At 56.2% G+C, this 21300-nt stretch carries 19 protein-coding genes and 1 pseudogene; 15 read left to right on the top strand and 5 right to left on the bottom strand.

Annotation, left to right across the window (positions count from 1 at the left end; genetic code table 11):
• Positions 1-143 precede the first annotated feature (143 nt).
• The 5 genes from rnc (at position 144) to acpS (ending at position 3638) form a co-directional block, all read left to right on the top strand.
• Positions 144-824, top strand: a complete 681-nt coding sequence (gene rnc, locus ACTJJI_RS06795; protein WP_003860711.1) for a ribonuclease III — start codon at positions 144-146, stop codon at positions 822-824.
• Positions 821-1726: a GTPase Era gene (gene era / locus ACTJJI_RS06800; protein ID WP_008502181.1), complete on the top strand. Its 906-nt coding sequence runs from the start codon at positions 821-823 to the stop codon at positions 1724-1726. The genes rnc and era overlap by 4 nt, the downstream gene beginning before the upstream one ends.
• 17 nt (positions 1727-1743) lie before the next feature.
• Entirely contained in the window at positions 1744-2451 is a 708-nt protein-coding gene (gene recO / locus ACTJJI_RS06805) for a DNA repair protein RecO (RefSeq protein WP_014832922.1), read from the top strand.
• Positions 2452-2526: 75 nt separating this feature from the next.
• Complete coding sequence (gene pdxJ, locus ACTJJI_RS06810; RefSeq protein WP_014832921.1) at positions 2527-3258, top strand: pyridoxine 5'-phosphate synthase; 732 nt, start codon at positions 2527-2529, stop codon at positions 3256-3258.
• Positions 3258-3638, top strand: coding sequence for a holo-ACP synthase (gene acpS, locus ACTJJI_RS06815; RefSeq protein ID WP_440653551.1), 381 nt, complete (start codon positions 3258-3260; stop codon positions 3636-3638). Before pdxJ ends, acpS begins: the two co-directional genes overlap by 1 nt.
• Here the strand turns inward: acpS and ACTJJI_RS06820 are convergent.
• Positions 3635-3895 (bottom strand): YfhL family 4Fe-4S dicluster ferredoxin, encoded by a 261-nt coding sequence (locus tag ACTJJI_RS06820; RefSeq protein WP_008502177.1) that lies wholly within the window; start codon positions 3893-3895, stop codon positions 3635-3637. The two genes, acpS and ACTJJI_RS06820, sit on opposite strands and share 4 nt — an antisense overlap.
• Before the next feature lie 56 nt (positions 3896-3951).
• Positions 3952-4800 carry a MurR/RpiR family transcriptional regulator gene (locus tag ACTJJI_RS06825; protein ID WP_013098313.1) on the bottom strand — a complete coding sequence of 283 codons (849 nt, stop codon included), beginning with the start codon at positions 4798-4800 and terminating at the stop codon, positions 3952-3954.
• Between the two features lie 118 nt (positions 4801-4918).
• Here ACTJJI_RS06825 and murQ point away from each other — a divergent pair, with 118 nt between their 5' ends.
• Genes murQ through tadA form a run of 4 tightly spaced genes read left to right on the top strand, consistent with a single transcriptional unit; the run spans position 4919 to position 8389 of the window.
• Positions 4919-5812, top strand: coding sequence for an N-acetylmuramic acid 6-phosphate etherase (gene murQ, locus ACTJJI_RS06830; protein WP_014832920.1), 894 nt, complete (start codon positions 4919-4921; stop codon positions 5810-5812).
• A gap of 12 nt (positions 5813-5824) precedes the next feature.
• Entirely contained in the window at positions 5825-7186 is a 1362-nt protein-coding gene (locus tag ACTJJI_RS06835) for a PTS transporter subunit EIIC (protein WP_046888192.1), read from the top strand.
• A gap of 3 nt (positions 7187-7189) precedes the next feature.
• Positions 7190-7825 carry a phosphatidylglycerophosphatase C gene (yfhb, locus tag ACTJJI_RS06840; protein ID WP_096928453.1) on the top strand — a complete coding sequence of 212 codons (636 nt, stop codon included), beginning with the start codon at positions 7190-7192 and terminating at the stop codon, positions 7823-7825.
• 24 nt (positions 7826-7849) lie between these two features.
• Positions 7850-8389, top strand: coding sequence for a tRNA adenosine(34) deaminase TadA (gene tadA / locus ACTJJI_RS06845; RefSeq protein WP_014832917.1), 540 nt, complete (start codon positions 7850-7852; stop codon positions 8387-8389).
• Here the strand turns inward: tadA and mltF are convergent.
• Positions 8277-9827: a membrane-bound lytic murein transglycosylase MltF gene (gene mltF, locus ACTJJI_RS06850; protein WP_440653552.1), complete on the bottom strand. Its 1551-nt coding sequence runs from the start codon at positions 9825-9827 to the stop codon at positions 8277-8279. The two genes, tadA and mltF, sit on opposite strands and share 113 nt — an antisense overlap.
• A 153-nt stretch (positions 9828-9980) precedes the next feature.
• Positions 9981-10058: pseudogene (locus ACTJJI_RS06855) on the bottom strand (hypothetical protein); the annotation flags it as partial.
• Between the two features lie 35 nt (positions 10059-10093).
• On the opposite strand from ACTJJI_RS06855, the gene purL reads away from it, so the two are divergent.
• The 5 genes from purL (at position 10094) to glnB (ending at position 18420) form a co-directional block, all read left to right on the top strand.
• The gene (gene purL / locus ACTJJI_RS06860) at positions 10094-13981 is read left to right on the top strand and encodes a phosphoribosylformylglycinamidine synthase (protein WP_063412060.1); all 3888 of its coding nucleotides are present in this window, start codon (positions 10094-10096) and stop codon (positions 13979-13981) included.
• 529 nt (positions 13982-14510) lie between these two features.
• A complete protein-coding gene (gene qseE / locus ACTJJI_RS06865; RefSeq protein WP_014832914.1) occupies positions 14511-15938 on the top strand; it encodes a two component system sensor histidine kinase QseE/GlrK in 1428 nt (475 codons plus the stop codon).
• A 1-nt stretch (position 15939) separates the two neighbouring features.
• Positions 15940-16677 carry a two-component system QseEF-associated lipoprotein QseG gene (gene qseG, locus ACTJJI_RS06870; RefSeq protein WP_063412061.1) on the top strand — a complete coding sequence of 246 codons (738 nt, stop codon included), beginning with the start codon at positions 15940-15942 and terminating at the stop codon, positions 16675-16677.
• Positions 16664-18001 (top strand): two-component system response regulator GlrR, encoded by a 1338-nt coding sequence (glrR, locus tag ACTJJI_RS06875; RefSeq protein WP_013098304.1) that lies wholly within the window; start codon positions 16664-16666, stop codon positions 17999-18001. Before qseG ends, glrR begins: the two co-directional genes overlap by 14 nt.
• A gap of 80 nt (positions 18002-18081) precedes the next feature.
• Positions 18082-18420, top strand: coding sequence for a nitrogen regulatory protein P-II (gene glnB, locus ACTJJI_RS06880; protein ID WP_003860685.1), 339 nt, complete (start codon positions 18082-18084; stop codon positions 18418-18420).
• A gap of 81 nt (positions 18421-18501) precedes the next feature.
• Here glnB and hmpA read toward each other — a convergent pair whose 3' ends face one another.
• Positions 18502-19692, bottom strand: coding sequence for an NO-inducible flavohemoprotein (hmpA, locus tag ACTJJI_RS06885; RefSeq protein WP_050860386.1), 1191 nt, complete (start codon positions 19690-19692; stop codon positions 18502-18504).
• Between the two features lie 303 nt (positions 19693-19995).
• On the opposite strand from hmpA, the gene glyA reads away from it, so the two are divergent.
• Positions 19996-21249, top strand: a complete 1254-nt coding sequence (gene glyA / locus ACTJJI_RS06890) for a serine hydroxymethyltransferase (RefSeq protein ID WP_008502165.1) — start codon at positions 19996-19998, stop codon at positions 21247-21249.
• Positions 21250-21300 lie beyond the last annotated feature (51 nt).

Genomic DNA, 21300 nt, shown 5'->3' on the forward strand with positions numbered 1-21300 from the left:
GACATCCCCTGTCGTTGTGTATAGAATATTCCCCCGAAGTTTAAGGTTGGCCCTGCAAGGGTGCCACGGCACACGAAACCGCGTTGGTTTCTCAGGTCGGTTTCGTGTGCTGCATTTTTGACGCATTCATTTATTGGTATCGCATGAACCCCATCGTAATTAATCGGCTTCAACGGAAGCTGGGCTACACTTTTCATCATCAGGAGCTGTTGCAACAGGCATTAACCCATCGCAGTGCCAGCAGCAAACATAATGAGCGCCTCGAATTTTTAGGTGACTCTATTTTGAGTTTCGTGATTGCCAATGCGCTTTATCATCGTTTCCCGCGAGTGGATGAAGGTGATATGAGCCGCATGCGCGCCACGCTGGTACGGGGTAACACCCTTGCGGAAATCGCACGCGAATTTGAACTGGGCGAATGTCTGCGTCTTGGACCGGGTGAACTGAAAAGCGGCGGCTTCCGTCGTGAATCTATTCTTGCCGATACGGTTGAAGCATTAATCGGTGGCGTGTTCCTGGACAGCGATATCCAGACCGTAGAAAAGCTGATCCTGAACTGGTATCAGACCCGTCTGGACGAAATCAGTCCGGGCGATAAACAAAAAGATCCAAAAACGCGCTTGCAGGAATATTTGCAGGGCCGCCATCTCCCGCTGCCATCCTATCTGGTGGTGCAGGTGCGTGGTGAAGCGCACGATCAGGAATTTACCATCCATTGCCAGGTCAGTGGCCTGAGTGAACCGGTGGTGGGCACAGGTTCAAGCCGTCGCAAGGCTGAACAGGCTGCCGCCGAACAGGCGTTGAAAATGCTGGAGCTGGAATGAGCGAAGAAAAAACCTATTGCGGATTTATTGCCATCGTCGGACGTCCGAACGTGGGGAAATCCACCCTGCTGAATAATCTGCTTGGGCAGAAGATTTCGATCACCTCGCGTAAGGCGCAGACCACGCGTCACCGCATTGTCGGGATCCATACTGAAGGCGCGTATCAGGCGATCTACGTCGATACCCCAGGCCTGCACATGGAAGAGAAGCGTGCCATCAACCGCCTGATGAACAAAGCGGCGAGCAGCTCGATTGGTGATGTGGAACTGGTTATTTTCGTTGTTGAAGGCACCCGCTGGACGCCGGACGACGAAATGGTCCTGAACAAGCTGCGTGACGGTAAAACGCCGGTGATCCTCGCAGTCAACAAAGTGGACAACGTGCAGGAAAAAGCCGATCTGCTGCCGCATCTGCAGTGGCTGGGTAGCCAGATGAACTTCCTCGACATCGTTCCGCTGTCTGCAGAGACCGGCCTGAACGTGGATACCATCGCTGGCATCGTGCGTAAGCATCTTCCGGAAGCGATTCATCACTTCCCGGAAGAGTACATCACCGATCGTTCTCAGCGCTTTATGGCCTCTGAAATCATCCGCGAAAAGCTGATGCGTTTCCTTGGCGCAGAACTGCCGTATTCCGTGACGGTAGAGATTGAGCGTTTCCAGAGTAACGAGCGTGGCGGTTACGACATCAACGGCCTGATCCTTGTTGAGCGTGAAGGGCAGAAGAAGATGGTGATTGGCAACAAAGGTGCCAAGATCAAAACCATCGGTATCGAAGCCCGTAAAGACATGCAGGAGATGTTTGAAGCACCGGTTCACCTGGAGCTGTGGGTGAAAGTGAAATCTGGCTGGGCCGATGATGAGCGTGCTCTGCGCAGCCTCGGTTACGGCGAAGATCAGTAAACCAAGACGACGCGCAAATGGAAGGCTGGCAGCGCGCATTTGTTCTGCATAGTCGTCCCTGGAGCGAAACCAGCCTGATGCTGGACGTCTTCACGGAAGAGTCGGGTCGCGTGCGCCTTGTTGCAAAAGGCGCACGTTCCAAACGTTCTAACCTCAAAGGTGCCTTACAGCCCTTTACGCCGCTGCTGGTCCGTTTTGGCGGGCGAGGGGAAGTCAAAACCCTGCGCAGCGCTGAAGCCGTCTCTCTGGCGCTTCCCCTTTCTGGCATCACGCTTTACAGCGGTCTGTACGTCAATGAACTCATCTCACGTGTTCTGGAACATGAGACTCGCTTCTCTGAACTTTTCTTCGACTATCTGCACTGTATCCAGGCTCTTGCGGGCGCCGCCGGTTCGCCCGAACCCGCTCTGCGCCGTTTCGAGCTGGCGCTGCTGGGTCATTTGGGATATGGCGTTGATTTCCTGCATTGTGCGGGCAGTGGGGAAGAGGTGGATGAGACGATGACCTACCGTTACCGTGAAGAAAAAGGCTTTATCGCCAGCGTCGTGATCGATAACAACACCTTCACCGGACGCCAGCTCCGGGCGCTGTATGAGCGAGAATTTCCGGACCAGGATACCCTTCGTGCTGCAAAACGCTTTACCCGGATTGCCCTCAAGCCGTATCTTGGCGGCAAGCCCTTAAAGAGCCGCGAATTATTCAGGCAGTTTATGCCGAAACGTTAACGTTTTACCCCTCACCCCAACTCTCTCCCGGAGGGAGAGGGGGAAGGGAAATGAATCAAAATACCGAGGATTGTCATGGCTGAATTACTGTTAGGCGTCAACATCGATCACATCGCCACGCTGCGTAATGCACGCGGTACGGCTTATCCCGATCCGGTTCAGGCGGCGTTTATCGCTGAGCAGGCTGGCGCCGATGGCATTACCGTTCATCTGCGCGAAGACCGCCGCCACATCACCGACCGTGACGTGCGTATTCTGCGTCAGACGCTGGATACCCGGATGAACCTGGAGATGGCGGTCACCGAAGAGATGCTGACGATTGCCTGTGACACCAAACCGCATTTCTGCTGCCTGGTACCGGAAAAACGTCAGGAAGTGACCACCGAAGGCGGTCTGGACGTGGCGGGGCAGCGTGACAAAATGCGCGATGCCTGCAAACGTCTGGCGGACGCGGGTATCCTGGTTTCTCTGTTCATCGACGCTGATGCGGAGCAGATCAAAGCGGCGGCTGAAGTGGGCGCACCGTATATTGAAATTCACACCGGCTGCTATGCCGATGCCAAAAACGACGCCGAGCAGGCTAAAGAGCTGGAGCGTATCGCGAAAGCGGCCACTTATGCCGCGAGCCTGGGTCTGAAGGTAAACGCAGGGCATGGACTGACCTACCACAACGTTAAAGCCATCGCCGCCCTGCCGGAAATGCATGAGCTGAATATCGGCCACGCCATTATTGGCCGTGCGGTGATGAGTGGCCTGAAAGAGGCGGTTTCAGAAATGAAACGCCTGATGCTGGAAGCGCGTCAGTAATGGCTATTCTGGGCTTAGGTACCGACATCGTCGAGATAGCCCGCATTGAAGCGGTGATCGCCCGTAGTGGCGATCGCCTGGCAAGGCGCGTGCTGAGCGATAACGAATGGGGCATCTGGGAAGCGCATCAGCAGCCGGTACGTTTCCTGGCCAAGCGCTTTGCCGTTAAAGAGGCAGCGGCCAAAGCCTTTGGCACCGGTATTCGTAACGGTCTGGCGTTTAACCAGTTTGAAGTGTTTAACGATGAGCTGGGTAAGCCGCGCCTGCGTTTATGGGGCGAGGCGTTGAAGCTGGCAGAGAAACTCGGCGTGGCGCACATGCACGTGACAATCGCGGATGAACGGCACTATGCCAGCGCAACGGTGATTATCGAAAGTTAAAGTTTGTCCGCGTGATGCATCAGGACAAACTTATCCCACAGCTGCTCTTCGCTTTCGACGTGTGCCGGATCCTTCAGGATGGTATTGGGGATCGGGCACACCTTCTGGCAGGTCGGCGTCTCATAGTGGCCGATGCACTCGGTGCAGCGGTCGCTGTTAATCTCATAAATGCTGTCGCCCATCGAAATCGCCTGGTTTGGGCATTCCGGTTCGCACATATCGCAATTGATGCATTTTTTGGTGATTAACAGCGCCATCAGGAAATTCTCAGAAACAACACAAACAGGGCGGGCATTATACGCTCATTCGTTGCTCAAACCAGTTTTTTTACCAGCTCTTCGCTGTGACGAATGCGCTCAGGCGCATGCTCCAGATCCTGTTGTACCAGCGCCATAAACAGCAGATCCGTCAGCATCATCTGCGCACTCGTTGATGAGATAGCGGCACTGCGCGTGGCCTGTTCCTCGGCGATCGTATATAAACAGCGCGTTGCCCGCTGCTGCAGTGCATTGGGGGTAAAACCGGTGATGGCCAGTATTTTCCCGCCTACACGCAGCGCCTCATCGGTGGCCATGTTGATTTCGCGACGTTCGCCAGTATAGGAGATCGCCAGCAGCAGATCGTCAGGATCCATAGCCTGCACTGTGGCCAGCAGGGCATGCATATCCTGCTCGACGATGGCGTTATACCCGATCTTTGTCAGCTTCCAGCCAAAATTGCGCGCCACCAGTCCGGACGCGCCGATGCCGGTCAAAATGATCCGACGTGCCGCACGCAGCATTGCCACGCTTTCCAGTAATTTTTCTTCGGTGTTCACATCGAGGGTGGCGTGCATGGCCGCGACATTCTCTTTGATCAACTTCTCACCCACGAGACGCATGGGATCATCGCCACGGATCTGATTATGCACCGGCATGGATTGCGGATTGGGGTTACTCACCAGGGCTTCGCTAATCGCCAGCTTCAGTGCCGGGAAGCCCTTAAAGCCAATCTTCTGGGCAAATTTCACCACGCTGGACTGACTCACACCCGCTTCGCTTGCCAGCTGCTGCGAACTCAGATGGCGGGCGTGGTCGGGCTGAGAAAGCAAAAAATCCGCCAGCTTTTTGTCGCTTTGAGCAAAGCCGGCATAACGCTGGCGAATGCGAATTAAACAGTTCATACGTTCTCCTGGCGAAAATGTGATTGTCTGCGCAAATACGAATTTTGCTCGCCTGAATGAATTTTATATTCCATTATAGTGCGATTATTATGAATTAAAAATTCCAGAGGTAAAAAAGATGAATCTTGGCTCACTTGTATCAGAAACGCGTAACCCGCAAACCATGGATCTGGATGCACTCTCCACCCTGGAGCTGGTTAACCGTTTTAATCAACAGGATACGCTGGTCGCCCTGGCAGTGAAAGAGACATTACCAGAGGTGGCGAAGGCAGTCGATGCCGCGGCGCAGGCGCTCAAGGCGGGTGGCCGCATTATCTATATGGGCGCCGGAACCAGCGGACGTCTCGGCGTACTGGATGCGTCTGAATGTCCACCCACGTTCGGCGTTCCGCACGGGCTGGTAGTCGGCCTCATTGCCGGTGGGCCTGGTGCGCTGCTGAAGGCGGTGGAAGGGGCGGAAGACAACAAACAGCTCGGCGAAGATGACCTGAAAGGGATTAACCTCAACGCAAAGGATCTGGTCGTCGGACTGGCCGCTTCCGGGCGCACACCTTACGTCATTGGCGGTCTGGAGTATGCCAACCAGACGGGTTGTACTACCGTGGCTATCTCCTGTAATCCTGGCTCACCCATTGCGCAGGTGGCCCACATCGCGATTTCTCCGGTCGTCGGGCCCGAAGCGCTTACCGGCTCCACGCGCCTCAAATCCGGGACTGCGCAAAAACTGGTACTCAATATGATCTCCACCGGCGCGATGGTGAAGTTCGGCAAGGTGTATCAGAACCTGATGGTGGATATGCAGGCCACCAACGTCAAGCTGGTGGACAGGGCCTGTCGCATGGTGATGGAAGCGACAGGCGCAGGCCGCGAAGAGGCGGAAGCCGTACTCACGCAAACCGATCACGATGTGAAACCGGCCATTCTGATGATCCTGAGCGGGCTGGATGCCGCCGCCGCACGAGCTAAACTCGCTGCGCATGATGGGTTCTTACGGGCGGCATTAGAAAACTAAAAAGAGGCGTGTATGGAAAAAACAGCAGCGCTCGCCAGCCATATTTTGCAGGGGATCGGCGGAGAGAAGAACATTCAGCGTCTGGAAAACTGCATGACGCGCGTGCGCGTCGAGGTGCATGACGACGACCAGCTTGATATCGCGCATCTTAAGCAACTTCCTGGCGTCAGCGGATACGTTAAGCAGGGGCAACAGCATCAGCTGATTGTCGGGCCGGGAAAAGCGGCGCAGGTTGTGGATGCCATGCGCGCATTGATGGGCGGAGGGGCGGCCGTGCCGGTTGACGATGCCGGGCGCACCAAAGCGCAGGCGAAGGCCAAATACAAAGCCCCCATGAGCGATGCGCTGCGACAGCTGGCAAATGTCTTTATCCCTCTTATTCCGGCATTTATTGCCTCCGGCTTGATCACCGGGATCATCAATATCCTCAAGCGCCCGGATATAGTCGGCGATTTTGCCACTCACTATCCGAACCTGCTCGGGATTCTGGGGATCTTTGGTAGCGCCGTCTTCGCCATCATGAACATTCTGGTTGGGGTCAATACCGCCAAAGTGTTTGGCGGCTCCATGGCCATGGGCGGGGTGATGGCCGGTATTCTCTCCAGCCCGCAGCTGGCGCAGATAACCCTGTTCGGCGAGGCCCTCCAGCCCGGTCGCGGCGGGGTGATTGCGGTGCTGCTGGTGGTCATTCTGATGTGCTGGATTGAGAAAAAGCTGCGCGCCGTTCTCCCCGGTTCAATTGAGCTGATCCTTAATCCGCTGCTGACCACGCTTATCACCGGCTGTGTGGCGATTGTTGCCCTGCAGCCGCTGGGCGGCTGGATCTCAGAGGTGATTGCCCACGGCGCTTCTCTGGCTATCGATCGCGGCGGGCTGTTCGTGGGGGCTGTGCTGTCAGGGACCTTCCTGCCGCTGGTGCTGACCGGCCTGCATCAGGGGCTGGTACCGATCCACGTCGAGCTGGTGCAGGCGCATGGTTATAACGCGCTGCTGCCCATCCTGTCGATGGCGGGGGTAGGTCAGGTCGGTGCGGCGATTGCCGTGCTGATGAAAACCCGCAACGCGCGGTTGAAAAAAGTGATTAAAGGGGCGCTACCGGTTGGATTGCTGGGCATTGGCGAGCCGCTGATTTTTGGTGTCACGCTGCCGCTCGGTAAGCCTTTCCTTGCGGCCTGTCTGGGCGGCGCGGTAGGCGGGGCGCTTATCAGCTACTGGAAAGTCGCCACCGTTATTACCTTTGGTCTCTCCGGTTTACCGCTGGCGCTTACCATCGTGACCGGAAAAGTCATGCTCTATCTGTTAGGCTATCTGGTAGCGGTGATCGCCGGGTTCCTGTTTACCTGGCTGGCGGGATTCAACGACCCAGAGGAGTAAGGTTTGGCTAATCACGAGCGTCGTGTTGTCTTTTTCGATCTGGATGGAACGCTGCATCAGCAGGATATGTTTGGTACGTTTATGCGCTACCTGCTGCGGCGTCAGCCCCTGAACGCACTGCTCGTCTTACCTTTGTTACCCGTGATTGGCCTTGCGCTGCTGGTGAAAGGCCGGGCTGCGCGCTGGCCAATGAGTCTGCTGCTCTGGGGCTGCACCTTTGGCCACAGTGAAGCCCGGCTCAAACAGCTTGAGCAGGACTTTGCGCACTGGTTTCGCGGTCATGTGACGGCGTTTCCGGTTGTGCAGGCACGGCTGACCAGCTACCTCGATGCGAACGACGCCGATATCTGGTTGATTACCGGCTCGCCACAGTCGCTGGTGGAGCAGGTCTATTTTGATACGCCGTGGTTGCCGAGGGTGAATCTGATCGCCACGCAGACCTCCCGTGGTTACGGCGGGTGGGTATTGAGCATGCGCTGTCTGGGGCACGAAAAGGTGGCCCAGCTGGAGATGCGCATTGGCACGCCGCTGCGTCTGTACAGCGGTTACAGCGACAGTAAGCAGGACAACCCGCTGCTCTATTTTTGCCAGCACCGCTGGCGCGTGACACCTGCGGGTGAACTTCAGCAACTCGAATAGTTTTATCCATAGTGGGTGTGTATAATGCCGCCCGCTTTTCGACTGGAGTATCAACCGTTGTCCAACCCTGAATTCACACATGAATACTGGATGCGCCATGCGCTAACGCTTGCCCGGCGCGCCTGGGACGAGGGGGAAGTGCCCGTGGGGGCCGTGCTTGTCCATAACAATCAGGTGATTGGCGAAGGGTGGAACCGCCCGATTGGCCGCCACGATCCTACCGCTCACGCAGAAATCATGGCACTTCGTCAGGGGGGGCTGGTACTGCAAAACTACCGTCTGCTCGACACCACGCTGTACGTCACGCTTGAACCGTGCGTCATGTGTTCCGGCGCGATGGTGCACAGCCGTATCGGTACGCTGGTCTTTGGTGCGCGGGATGAAAAAACCGGCGCTGCGGGCTCGCTGATGGATGTGCTCGGACACCCGGGAATGAACCATCAGGTGAAGACTATCGGTGGGGTACTTGCACCAGAGTGTTCGGGGCTATTAAGTGATTTCTTTCGAATGCGCCGTCAGCAGAAAAAGCAACAAAAGGCAGAATTGAAGTCCTCGGGCGATTAATTTCGTCCGGTGCCACAACGGGATAGCTCTGCGCCAGCTGCCTGGCCTCCGTCGCCTCTTTTTCCTTCTCCAGCAGATAACCCACCAGGCTAATCTGATACTTACGAATATTTTCCACGTAAGCATAAGCCTCATGCCCACGCGCATAACCGTAGGTCAGCTTGTTGTACCACGGCTTCTGGCTCAGAAGCGGCAGACGCTGTTTTACGTCAGACCAGCTGTCGGGGTTGCCTTTTGTTTTTGCCGTCAGGGCACGGGCGTCCAGCATGTGGGCATAGCCCATGTTGTAGGCGGCCAGCGCGAACCAGATGCGCTCCTCTTCCGGCACCGTCTCAGGCACTTTGTCCATCATATCCTGCAGGTAGCGCGCGCCGCCGCTGATGCTCTGTTCCGCATCGGTACGGTCGGTCAGCCCGAGGCTCTGCGCGGTATTTTTGGTCAGCATCATCAGGCCGCGCACGCCGGTCGGCGAGGTGGCCTGGGTATCCCAGTGTGATTCCTGATAAGAAATCGCCGCCAGCAACCGCCAGTCGATCTCCTGGGCATATTTTTCGAATAACGGCTGCAGGTCCGGCAGTACGCTATCTACGGCGCGCAGGAAGCTACGGGTGTCGACGTAGTCAAAGTCGTCACCATGGCCGAGGTACTTCTCCTCAAGGCGTGCCAGCGTACCGTCTTCATTGATGGTGTTATAAAAATCGAGCATGGCCGCAGAGAGGGTCTGATCGTCATCCAGATGGGTAAACCAGGTTACGGGCTGTTCGTCCGTCACGTCCAGCGCCACGGCGATTTCAGGATGCACCCGCTGGAACAGGCTGATCGCCACGGAGTCGGCGATGGTGTAAGGCAGTTTCTGATCTTTGACCTGGTCCAGCAGCTCCGTCGTGCCGAGTTTAGGGTCAACGGTCCAGCTCAGATCGGGGTATTTCTTCTCCTTCAGCTCACGCAGATCGTCAATCACCACATGGCCAGGGGCAATCGTCAGCTGTTGAGCGTTGATCGAGGCGAGCGTGCGCGGACGCTGGCTTCCGACGCGATAGACCAGCTGCTGTGAAACGGAGTAATAGGTCGGGCCCGGCTGGTAATTCTTGCTGCGCTCGCTGTTGTACACCAGCCCGGCGGCGAGGATATCGGCATCGTCGTTATCCAGGTCATCAAACAGCTGGCTGATGTTCTGGCGCACGGTGATTTTGAGCTTCACGCCGAGATAATCAGCAAACTGCTGGGCCAGTTCATAATCCAGACCGATAGTTTTGCCGTTGATGTCGCTGTAAATCAGCGGAGAGCTGAGGGTACTGACGCGCAGCTCCCCCCGCTCCTGAATAGCGGCGATGCGGTTTTCGGCTTTGCCGAACCAGGGGATGGAAGGCCAGAGGGCCACTGCCAACAGCAACGTTACAATGCCGATGAGCAGATAATTAATCTTTAATTTTTTCAATTAGTTAATTCTCTGCGACGCCGGTTGCCTTAGTCTGCTGTAGCCATGTTAAAAATAAGGTTTGCCATTGATTGAGCGGCATTTTGCGTAAAGTTACGCCACTTGGCAACCAATTAGAGAGACAGGTCACATCTATTGTTAAATGTCTTTGCCGATTTTATTTCGACGCAAACGGTTTCGTCGACGCTCAGGATTCTCTATAATGACGCCCGTTTTCCCCCTTGCGCACACTGTAAGCGCCCCGGCGCTTCGAAGACGAGAGACTTATGATGGAAATTCTGCGTGGTTCGCCTGCACTGTCTGCCTTCCGTATTAACAAACTGCTGGCACGTTTTCAGGCAGCCGACCTTCCGGTAAGCAATATTTACGCTGAGTATGTCCATTTTGCTGACCTGAATGCCCCCCTGAATGCAGAGGAGCGCGTACAGCTGGAACGCCTGCTCAAGTATGGCCCAAGCCTGAGCAGCCATACCCCAACCGGTAAACTGATCCTTGCGACGCCTCGTCCAGGCACCATCTCCCCCTGGTCTTCCAAAGCGACTGACATCGCACACAACTGTGGTCTGAACCAGATTAACCGTCTGGAACGCGGCGTGGCGTACTATGTTGAAGCCTCCACCCTGAGCGATGCGCAGTGGCAGGCGGTGGCCGCAGAGCTGCATGACCGCATGATGGAGAGCGTGTTTGCTTCTCTGGATGATGCGCAGAAACTTTTCTCCCACCATCAGCCTGCGCCAGTACAGAGCGTGGATTTGCTGGGGCAAGGCCGTCAGGCGCTGATTGACGCCAACCTGCGTCTCGGCCTGGCACTGGCAGAAGACGAGATTGACTACCTGCAAGATGCGTTCGTTAAGCTGAACCGTAATCCGAACGATATCGAACTGTATATGTTCGCGCAGGCTAACTCCGAGCACTGCCGCCACAAGATTTTCAACGCCGACTGGATTATTGACGGCGAACAGCAGCCGAAGTCGCTGTTCAAAATGATCAAAAACACCATGGAGAAAACCCCTGACCACGTGCTGTCTGCTTATAAAGACAACGCTGCGGTGATGGAAGGTTCCGAGGTGGGCCGCTTCTTCGCCGATCGCGAAGCAGGGCGCTATGATTTCCATCAGGAGCCGGCGCATATCCTGATGAAGGTGGAAACTCACAACCACCCGACGGCGATCTCTCCGTGGCCGGGTGCGGCGACCGGTTCCGGCGGCGAAATCCGTGACGAAGGGGCGACGGGCCGTGGTGCGAAACCAAAAGCGGGTCTGGTCGGTTTCTCCGTCTCCAACCTGCGTATCCCGGGCTTTGAACAGCCGTGGGAAGAAGATTTCGGCAAGCCAGAGCGTATTGTGACCGCGCTGGATATCATGACCGAAGGCCCACTGGGCGGCGCGGCATTCAACAACGAATTTGGTCGTCCGGCACTGAACGGTTACTTCCGTACTTATGAAGAGAAAGTGGACAGCCACAACGGCGAAGAGCTGCGCGGCTACCACAAGCCGATCATGCTGGCGGGCGGGATCGGTAACATTCGTGCCGATCACGTGCAGAAAGGTGAGATCGTCGTCGGTGCGAAGCTGATCGTCCTCGGTGGGCCGGCGATGAACATCGGTCTGGGCGGCGGTGCGGCCTCTTCAATGACGTCCGGTCAGTCTGACGCGGATCTCGACTTTGCCTCCGTTCAGCGCGACAACCCTGAAATGGAGCGTCGTTGCCAGGAAGTGATCGACCGCTGCTGGCAGCTGGGTGATGCTAACCCGATCCTCTTTATTCACGACGTTGGTGCGGGTGGCCTGTCCAACGCCATGCCGGAGCTGGTGAGCGACGGGGGGCGCGGCGGGCGTTTCAACCTGCGCGACATTCTGAGCGATGAGCCGGGCATGAGCCCGCTGGAGATCTGGTGTAACGAATCCCAGGAACGTTATGTGCTGGCCGTCGCAGCCGATCAGCTGCCGCTGTTTGACGAGCTGTGCCGTCGCGAGCGCGCTCCGTATGCCGTCATCGGTGAAGCGACTGAAGAGAAACACCTGACCCTGAGCGATACCCATTTCGACAACCAGCCAATCGACCTGCCGCTGGACGTGCTGCTCGGCAAAACGCCGAAGATGACCCGCGACGTACAGACCCGCAAAGCGGCGGGCAACGCGCTGGATCGTCAGGGCATTACCGTAGCAGAGGCGGTGAATCGCGTGCTGCACCTGCCTGCGGTGGCAGAGAAAACCTTCCTGGTCACCATCGGCGACCGTACCGTGACCGGCATGGTCTCGCGCGATCAGATGGTAGGTCCGTGGCAGATCCCGGTGGCGAACTGCGCCGTGACCACCGCGAGCCTCGACAGCTACTACGGTGAGGCGATGGCGCTGGGCGAACGTACCCCGGTAGCGCTGCTGGACTTCGCGGCCTCTGCTCGTCTGGCCGTCGGTGAAGCGCTGACCAACATCGCCGCGACGCAGATTGGCGATATCAAACGTATCAAACTGTCCGCGAACTGGATGGCCGCTGCCGGTCACCCGGGCGAAGACGCAGGCCTGTATGAAGCCGTTAAAGCGGTGGGTGAAGAGCTCTGTCCTGCACTCGGCCTGACCATTCCGGTGGGTAAAGACTCCATGTCGATGAAAACCCGCTGGCAGGAAGGCAACGAGCAGCGCGAAATGACTTCGCCGCTGTCGCTGATCATCTCCGCGTTTGCCCGTGTGGAAGATGTGCGCCATACCGTGACCCCACAGCTGTCGACCGAAGACAACGCCCTGCTGCTGATTGACCTGGGTAAAGGTCACAACGCGCTGGGTGCCACCGCGCTGGCACAGGTTTACCGTCAGCTGGGTGATAAACCGGCTGACGTGCGTGATGTGGCACAGTTAAAAGGCTTCTACGACGCCATTCAGGCGCTGGTGGCGCAGCGTAAACTGCTGGCCTACCACGACCGTTCCGACGGCGGCCTGCTGGTGACCCTGGCAGAGATGGCCTTCACCGGACACTGCGGTGTTGAAGCGAATATCGCGACGCTTGGCGAAGATCGTCTGGCGGCACTGTTTAACGAAGAGCTGGGCGCGGTGATTCAGGTGCGTGCGGCCGATCGTGACGCGGTTGAAGCCCTGCTGGCTCAGCATGGCCTGGCAGACTGCGTACACTACCTGGGTAAAGCCGTTCAGGGTGACCGTTTCGTGATTGAAGCAGACGGCCATGCGGTGTTCAGCGAAAGCCGCACCACGCTGCGTATGTGGTGGGCGGAAACCACCTGGCAGATGCAACGCCTGCGTGATAACCCGGAATGTGCCGATCAGGAACACAATGCCAAGGCCAACGACAACGATCCTGGCCTGAACGTGAAGCTCTCCTTCGACATCAACGAAGACATCGCTGCGCCGTACATTGCGACCGGCGCGCGTCCGAAAGTCGCCGTGCTGCGTGAGCAGGGCGTTAACTCCCACGTTGAGATGGCTGCAGCCTTCCACCGTGCAGGCTTTGATGCCATCGACGTTCACATGAGTGACCTGCTGGCAGGTCGCACCGGTCTGGAAGATTTCCAGGCGCTGGTGGCATGCGGCGGTTTCTCCTACGGTGACGTACTGGGTGCGGGTGAAGGCTGGGCGAAGTCCATTCTCTTCAACAGCCGCGTGCGCGATGAGTTCGAAAGCTTCTTCCATCGTCCGCAAACCCTGGCGCTCGGCGTGTGTAACGGCTGCCAGATGATGTCCAACCTGCGCGAGCTGATCCCGGGTAGCGAAGCCTGGCCTCGCTTTGTGCGTAACCAGTCCGACCGCTTTGAAGCGCGTTTCAGCCTGGTGGAAGTGACCCAGAGCCCGTCTCTGTTGCTGCAGGGGATGGTAGGGTCGCAGATGCCAATCGCCGTTTCTCACGGTGAAGGTCAGGTAGAAGTGCGTGATGCTGCCCATCTGGCTCAGCTTGAGAGCAAGGGCCTGGTGGCGCTGCGCTTTGTCGATAACTTCGGCAAGGTGACGGAAACCTACCCGGCTAACCCGAACGGTTCTGCCAACGGTATTACGGCGGTGACCAGCGAAAGCGGCCGTGCGACCATCATGATGCCACACCCGGAGCGCGTGTTCCGTACCGTGAGCAACTCCTGGCACCCGGAAAACTGGGGCGAGGACAGCCCGTGGATGCGTATCTTCCGCAACGCGCGTAAACAGTTGGGTTAATCGGTATTGCCCTTTAAAGCCCGGTACGCGAAAGCGCTACCGGGCTTTTTTATGTGTGTCGCAATTTCGCGACAGACCCGCAATGCCGCTGTCTCCAAATGGAGACATTTAACTCTTTGATTTATATATGGCAGGTGCGGTTCCCGTTAAGGTGTTGCTGATTAGCGACACTTAGCCTGGAAATCATTCAGCGAGCAATTAACGGTACAAACCTATAAATTATATAAATATCAATATGATAATATATTGGTTTGCATTTTGGCACAGCTATTGCATAATATTAACCAGTGGCTCATTCACCTTCTTATGTCAGCCCCTTCGGGACGTGCTACATAAACTTCGAATGACGCACAAAAAGGTGCCTGCCGTCCAACTACTGATCATAGCGTTGCTTTATCAGGACAGGGCGAAACGTCGAGTTAGGCACCGCCTCATTCCATGACAAAGCCGGGTTTTTACCCGGCTTTGTTGTATCTGAAGGGCAGACTCAGTTACGCTCTCCTCAAACCCATTCAAAGAGAGTAATGCGTTGAAACGCTGGCCCGTTTTCCCCCGCTCCCTGCGTCAACTCGTGATGATGGCCTTTTTGCTGATCCTGCTGCCTTTACTGATCCTGGCCTGGCAGGCGTGGCAAAGCCTGAACGCGCTCAGTGCCCAGGCAGCACTGACTAACCGCACGACGCTCATCGACGCCAGACGCAGTGAAGCGATGACCAACGCCGCGCTGGAGATGGAGCGTAGCTATCGTCAGTATTGCGTGCTGGACGATCGCACGCTGGAAAAGGTCTACCAGAATCAGCGTAAACGCTATAGCGAGATGCTGGATGCGCATGCCGGCGTGTTGCCGGACGATAAACTCTACCAGGCATTACGTCAGGATTTGAACGACCTGGCCCAGCTACAGTGTAAGAACAGTGGCCCGGATGCGGCCGCGGCCGCTCGTCTTGAAGCCTTCGCGAATGCCAACACCGAGATGGTGCAATCTACCCGCGCGGTAATTTTCTCTCGCGGTCAGCAGTTGCAGCAGGAGATTGCCGAACGCGGTCAGTTCTTTGGCTGGCAGGCGCTGGTGCTGTTTCTGGTGAGCCTCGCGCTGGTGCTGCTCTTTACCCGGATGATCATCGGCCCGGTGAAGGGTATCCAGCGAATGATCAATCGTCTGGGGGAGGGGAAATCACTGGGTGATACGGTCGCCTTTAAGGGCCCGCGCGAGTTACGTTCCGTGGGGCAGCGAATTATCTGGCTTTCGGAACGCCTGTCGTGGCTGGAATCCCAGCGTCATCAGTTTTTACGTCATATTTCCCATGAGCTTAAAACGCCGCTGGCCAGTATGCGCGAAGGTACGGAATTGCTGGCGGACGAAGTGGCGGGGCCGCTGACGGTGGAGCAGAAAGAGATTGTCGAGATCCTCGACGCCAGCAGCCGCAATCTGCAGAAATTAATTGAGCAGCTGCTCGATTACAACCGCAAACTGGCGGATGGGGCGGTCGTTCTGGAGAATGTGGAGATTGAGCCGCTGGTGGATATGGTGATCTCTGCCCATAGCTTGCCAGCAAGAGCTAAAATGATGCATACCGGGGTGGCGCTGAGTGAGCCAACCTGCCTGGCTGAACCGATGTTATTGATGAGCGTTCTGGATAATCTTTATTCCAATGCGGTGCACTATGGTACTGAATCCGGTAACATTTATATCCGAAGCTATACGAATGGTTCACGGGTGTTTATTGATGTCGCCAACACCGGCACCCCGATCCCCGATGACGAAAGAGAGATGATATTTGAACCCTTCTTCCAGGGAAGTCATCAGCGAAAAGGTGCGGTTAAAGGAAGCGGTCTGGGCTTGAGTATCGCCCGGGACTGCATACGACGCATGCAGGGGGAGCTAAACATTGTCACGGACGAACGTTCCGATGTTTGCTTCCGTATCGAACTGCCCCAGAGCCGGAAAAACCAATAAAATGAAGCTATGTCTGGTGAGTATGTCACACGTCTTTTTCCGCGCCATATGCGCGGTGTTTTCCCGTAAAACGTTGCGCCTGAGCCTGCCCTGTTTATTGCTGGCGGGGTGTGTTTCCCATGTGCCGAAAAGCGCCATTAGCGATAAGCAGGCAGATAAATGGCCTGAGAGTCAGCTGGCAGATTTTCTCTCAACCCGCTGCGATGATATCTGGAACCTGTCGGGGCATGACGTCGAAACCAATCCTCTGTTCTGGCTACGCGGAATAGACTGCGCGCAGCGCCTGGCCCCGGTTGAAGCCCGCTCAAAAGCGGCGATGCTGGACGACGATACCTGGCAGGACGCCTTCAAGCGCGGGATATTGCTTGGGGATGCCAAAATTACCCCTGTCGAACGACGCACAAACGTCACGCGGCTCGACACCTTCGTGGCATATCTTCCCGCTCAGGTCCGCCCGGTATATCAGCTCTGGCGTAATGGGCAGACATTGCAACTTCAGCTGTCTGAAGAGCGTACCCGTTACAGCAAGCTGCAACAGTCAACCGACAGCGAGCTTGATACCCTGCGTCAACAGCAAGAACATTTGCGTACGCAACTGGATACCACGACGCGTAAGCTGGAGAACCTGACCGATATCGAAAGACAGCTTTCGTCGCGTAAATATCAGCCAGGGAGTTCATCCGCAGTACCGGACAGCGATACGCCGAAACAAGAGGATGTGAAGCATGACGAGCCGTAAACCTGCCCATCTCTTACTGGTGGATGACGATCCCGGATTGCTGAAGCTGTTGGGAATGCGTCTGGTCAGTGAAGGCTACAGCGTCGTGACGGCTGAAAGCGGGCTGGAGGGGCTCAAAATTCTCGCCCGGGAGAAAATTGACCTGGTGATAAGCGACCTGCGGATGGATGAAATGGATGGCCTGCAGCTGTTCGCGGAGATCCAGAAGCAGCAGCCGGGCATGCCGGTGATTATCCTCACGGCGCACGGCTCGATCCCGGATGCCGTGGCGGCGACACAGCAGGGGGTATTTAGCTTCCTGACCAAACCGGTGGATAAAGACGCGCTGTATAAAGCTATCGACAGTGCGCTGGAACATGCTGCCCCGTCGAGCGATGAGGCGTGGCGGGAGCCGATTGTCACGCGTAGCCCTATCATGCTGCGTCTGCTGGAACAGGCCCGGATGGTGGCGCAGTCGGACGTCAGCGTGCTGATTAACGGGCAGAGCGGCACCGGGAAAGAGATCCTGGCGCAGGCCATCCATAATGCCAGTCCTCGCAGCAAGAACGCCTTTATCGCCATTAACTGCGGCGCACTGCCGGAACAGCTGCTCGAATCTGAACTGTTTGGCCACGCCCGCGGTGCGTTCACCGGCGCAGTCAGCAGCCGGGAAGGGTTATTCCAGGCGGCGGAAGGCGGCACGCTTTTCCTGGACGAGATTGGCGACATGCCTGCGCCGCTGCAGGTCAAATTGCTGCGCGTGCTGCAGGAGCGAAAAGTGCGCCCGTTGGGCAGCAACCGCGATATCGACATTAACGTGCGTATCATTTCCGCCACGCACCGTGATTTACCGAAGGTGATGGCGCGCAATGAGTTTCGTGAAGATCTCTACTATCGTCTGAACGTCGTGAACCTGAAAATCCCGGCGCTGGCCGAGCGTGCGGAAGATATTCCTTTGCTGGCGAATCACCTGTTGCGCCAGTCTGCGGATCGCCACAAACCGTTTGTGCGGGCGTTTTCCACCGATGCGATGAAGCGGCTGATGGCCGCAAGCTGGCCGGGAAACGTGCGTCAGCTGGTCAACGTGATCGAGCAGTGTGTGGCACTGACGTCGTCACCTGTCATCAGTGACGCGCTGGTGGAGCAGGCGCTGGAAGGGGAGAACACGGCACTGCCGACGTTTGCCGAAGCGCGTAACCAGTTCGAGCTAAACTATCTGCGTAAGCTGCTGCAGATCACCAAAGGCAACGTGACCCACGCAGCACGCATGGCCGGACGCAACCGCACCGAGTTCTATAAGCTGCTGTCACGCCATGAACTGGAAGCCAACGATTTTAAAGAGTAGTACCGCAAATTTCGAATGAATATGATACTGTGAGCAATCGATTACGAAGCAGCTTACAGGCAAGAGTTTAAGGACCCACCATGAAAAAGATTGATGCGATTATTAAACCTTTCAAACTGGATGATGTACGTGAAGCGCTGGCGGAAGTGGGCATCACCGGGATGACCGTGACTGAAGTGAAAGGTTTTGGTCGTCAGAAGGGCCACACCGAGCTTTACCGTGGTGCAGAGTACATGGTGGACTTTCTGCCGAAAGTGAAAATTGAAATCGTGGTGAGCGACGATATTGTCGATACCTGTGTGGATACCATTATCCGTACGGCGCAAACGGGTAAAATCGGTGACGGTAAAATCTTCGTCTTTGACGTGGCGCGCGTCATCCGTATCCGTACCGGCGAAGAAGACGACGCCGCGATTTAACATTGCCAGCGGTTTTGCAGGCCGGGTCAGGCGCAGCCGCCATCCGGCAAAAAAAGCCCCTCGAACGAGGGGCTTTTTGTATTACAGCACTTTATGCGGTCCAAAACATTCGTAATGGATGTTGTCTTTATTGACGCCCAGTTCAACCAGCTGCTTCGCGGCATACTGCATAAACGCCACCGGACCGCAGACGTAGAACTGCATCTCCGGCGCGCTGAACGCACCTTCATGCTGGCGTAAATCCATCAACCCTTCGCTGTCAAAGCGGGCCGCGGCACGATCGGCATCCGTTGGCAGACGATACCAGGTGTGTGCGGTAAAACGCGGCAGGGTAGCACCCAGGGTTTTCACTTCGTCAGCAAAGGCATGCACATCCCCGTTTTCCGCGGCGTGGAACCAGTTAACCTGCGCGCTGTGGCTGGATTTCGCCAGCGTGTCCAGCATCGCCAGCATTGGCGTTTGACCCACACCGGCGGAGATCAGCGTGACCGGCGTATTGGCCTCAACAGCCATAAAGAAATCGCCCGCCGGCGCGGCCAGATGAACCACGTCGCCCACGCTGGCTTCGTTATGCAGCCAGCTGGAAACCTGACCGCCGTCCTCGCGTTTCACCGCAATACGATAGCCCTTACCGTTTGGCTTGCGGGTGAGGGAGTACTGGCGGATCTCCTGATGCGGGAAACCTTCAGGCTTCAGCCAGACGCCGAGATACTGCCCCGGCTGATAATCGGCAACGGGTTGACCATCCACCGGCTCGAACTCAAAGCTGGTAATCAGCGCGCTACGCGGCGTTTTCTCAACAATGCGGAAGGCGCGGGTCCCTTCCCAGCCACCGTTCTTGCTGGCGTTTTCGCTGTAGATCTGCGCTTCACGGTTGATAAAGACGTTTGCCAGCACGCCGTAAGCTTTGCCCCATGCGTCCAGCACCTCCTGGCCCGGGCTGAACATCTCGTCCAGCGTCGCCAGCAGGTGACCGCCCACAATCTTGTACTGCTCGGGTTTGATCTGGAAGCTGGTATGCTTCTGCGCGATTTTCTCCACCGCAGGCAGCAGGGCTGGCAGATTTTCAATGTTGCTGGCGTAGGCCGCGATGGCATTGAAAAGCGCTTCCCGCTGATCGCCGTTACGCTGGTTACTCATGTTGAAAATCTCTTTCAACTCCGGGTTGTGCGCGAACATGCGGTCGTAGAAATGCGCGGTGAGCTTAGGGCCGGTCTCCACCAGCAGGGGAATGGTGGCTTTAACGGTAGCGATGGTTTGAGCGTCGAGCATGAGCGCGTCCTTCTGATGTGAACTTAATGATGTATTTTAAATGCATCTTATAAAAATACCCCTGCGATGTAAATGGTTCTTTGCAAGATGAAATATATGCATCACAAACCTGAAAAGAAATCCGTTGAAAATGACGAGGGCTTTATTCCTCAAACCCTTGCGTGGCGTGAAGGAAAACGTTTGCGTAAAATCGTTTGTCAAGACCTGTTATCACAGAACTATTCAGTTATACTGTTGCCCGTCGTCCAACAGGACTGCCTTTTCAGGCCAAAATTTACTTGTTAGCTGAGTCAGGAGATGCGGATGTTAAAGCGTGAAATGAACATTGCCGATTATGATGCCGAACTGTGGCAGGCTATGGAGCAGGAAAAAGTACGTCAGGAAGAGCACATCGAACTGATCGCCTCCGAGAACTACACCAGCCCGCGCGTCATGCAGGCGCAGGGTTCTCAGCTGACCAACAAATATGCTGAAGGGTATCCGGGCAAGCGCTACTACGGCGGCTGTGAGTACGTGGATATCGTTGAGCAACTGGCGATTGACCGTGCGAAAGAACTCTTTGGTGCTGACTACGCTAACGTCCAGCCGCACTCCGGCTCTCAGGCAAACTTCGCGGTCTACACCGCGCTGCTGCAGCCGGGCGATACCGTTCTGGGTATGAACCTGGCGCAGGGCGGTCACCTGACTCACGGCTCCCCGGTAAACTTCTCTGGCAAACTGTACAACATCATTCCTTACGGTATTGATGAGTCAGGCAAAATTGACTACGAAGACATGGCTAAGCAGGCTAAAGAGCACAAGCCGAAGATGATCATCGGTGGTTTCTCTGCTTACTCCGGTATTGTTGACTGGGCAAAAATGCGTGAAATCGCAGACAGCATCGGTGCTTACCTGTTCGTGGATATGGCGCACGTTGCCGGTCTTATCGCTGCGGGCGTTTACCCGAACCCGGTTCCGCATGCGCACGTTGTGACCACCACCACCCATAAAACCCTGGCGGGTCCACGCGGTGGCCTGATCCTGGCGAAAGGCGGTGATGAAGAGCTGTACAAAAAACTGAACTCCGCTGTGTTCCCAAGCGCACAGGGCGGCCCACTGATGCACGTTATCGCGGCAAAAGCCGTCGCGCTGAAAGAAGCGATGGAGCCAGAGTTCAAGGTGTACCAGCAGCAGGTTGCCAAAAACGCCAAAGCAATGGTGGAAGTGTTCCTGAATCGTGGTTACAAAGTGGTGTCTGGCGGCACTGAAAACCACCTGTTCCTGCTGGATCTGGTTGATAAAAACCTGACCGGTAAAGAAGCTGACGCTGCCCTGGGCCGTGCCAACATCACCGTGAACAAAAACAGCGTACCAAACGATCCGAAGAGCCCGTTCGTGACCTCCGGCATCCGTATCGGTTCTCCGGCTGTCACTCGCCGCGGTTTTAAAGAAGCGGAAGTGAAAGAGCTGGCTGGCTGGATGTGTGACGTTCTGGACAACATCAATGACGAAGCGGTTATCGAGCGCGTTAAAGGTAAAGTTCTGGATATCTGCGCACGCTTCCCGGTATACGCATAATTCTTCTGCTTTGCAGAAATAAAAAAGGCCGCGCTTGCGGCCTTTTTTTAT

Source organism: Enterobacter sp. 22466 (genome assembly GCF_052044775.1).
In the GTDB taxonomy this organism is placed as follows: Bacteria; Pseudomonadota; Gammaproteobacteria; order Enterobacterales; family Enterobacteriaceae; genus Enterobacter; species Enterobacter dissolvens.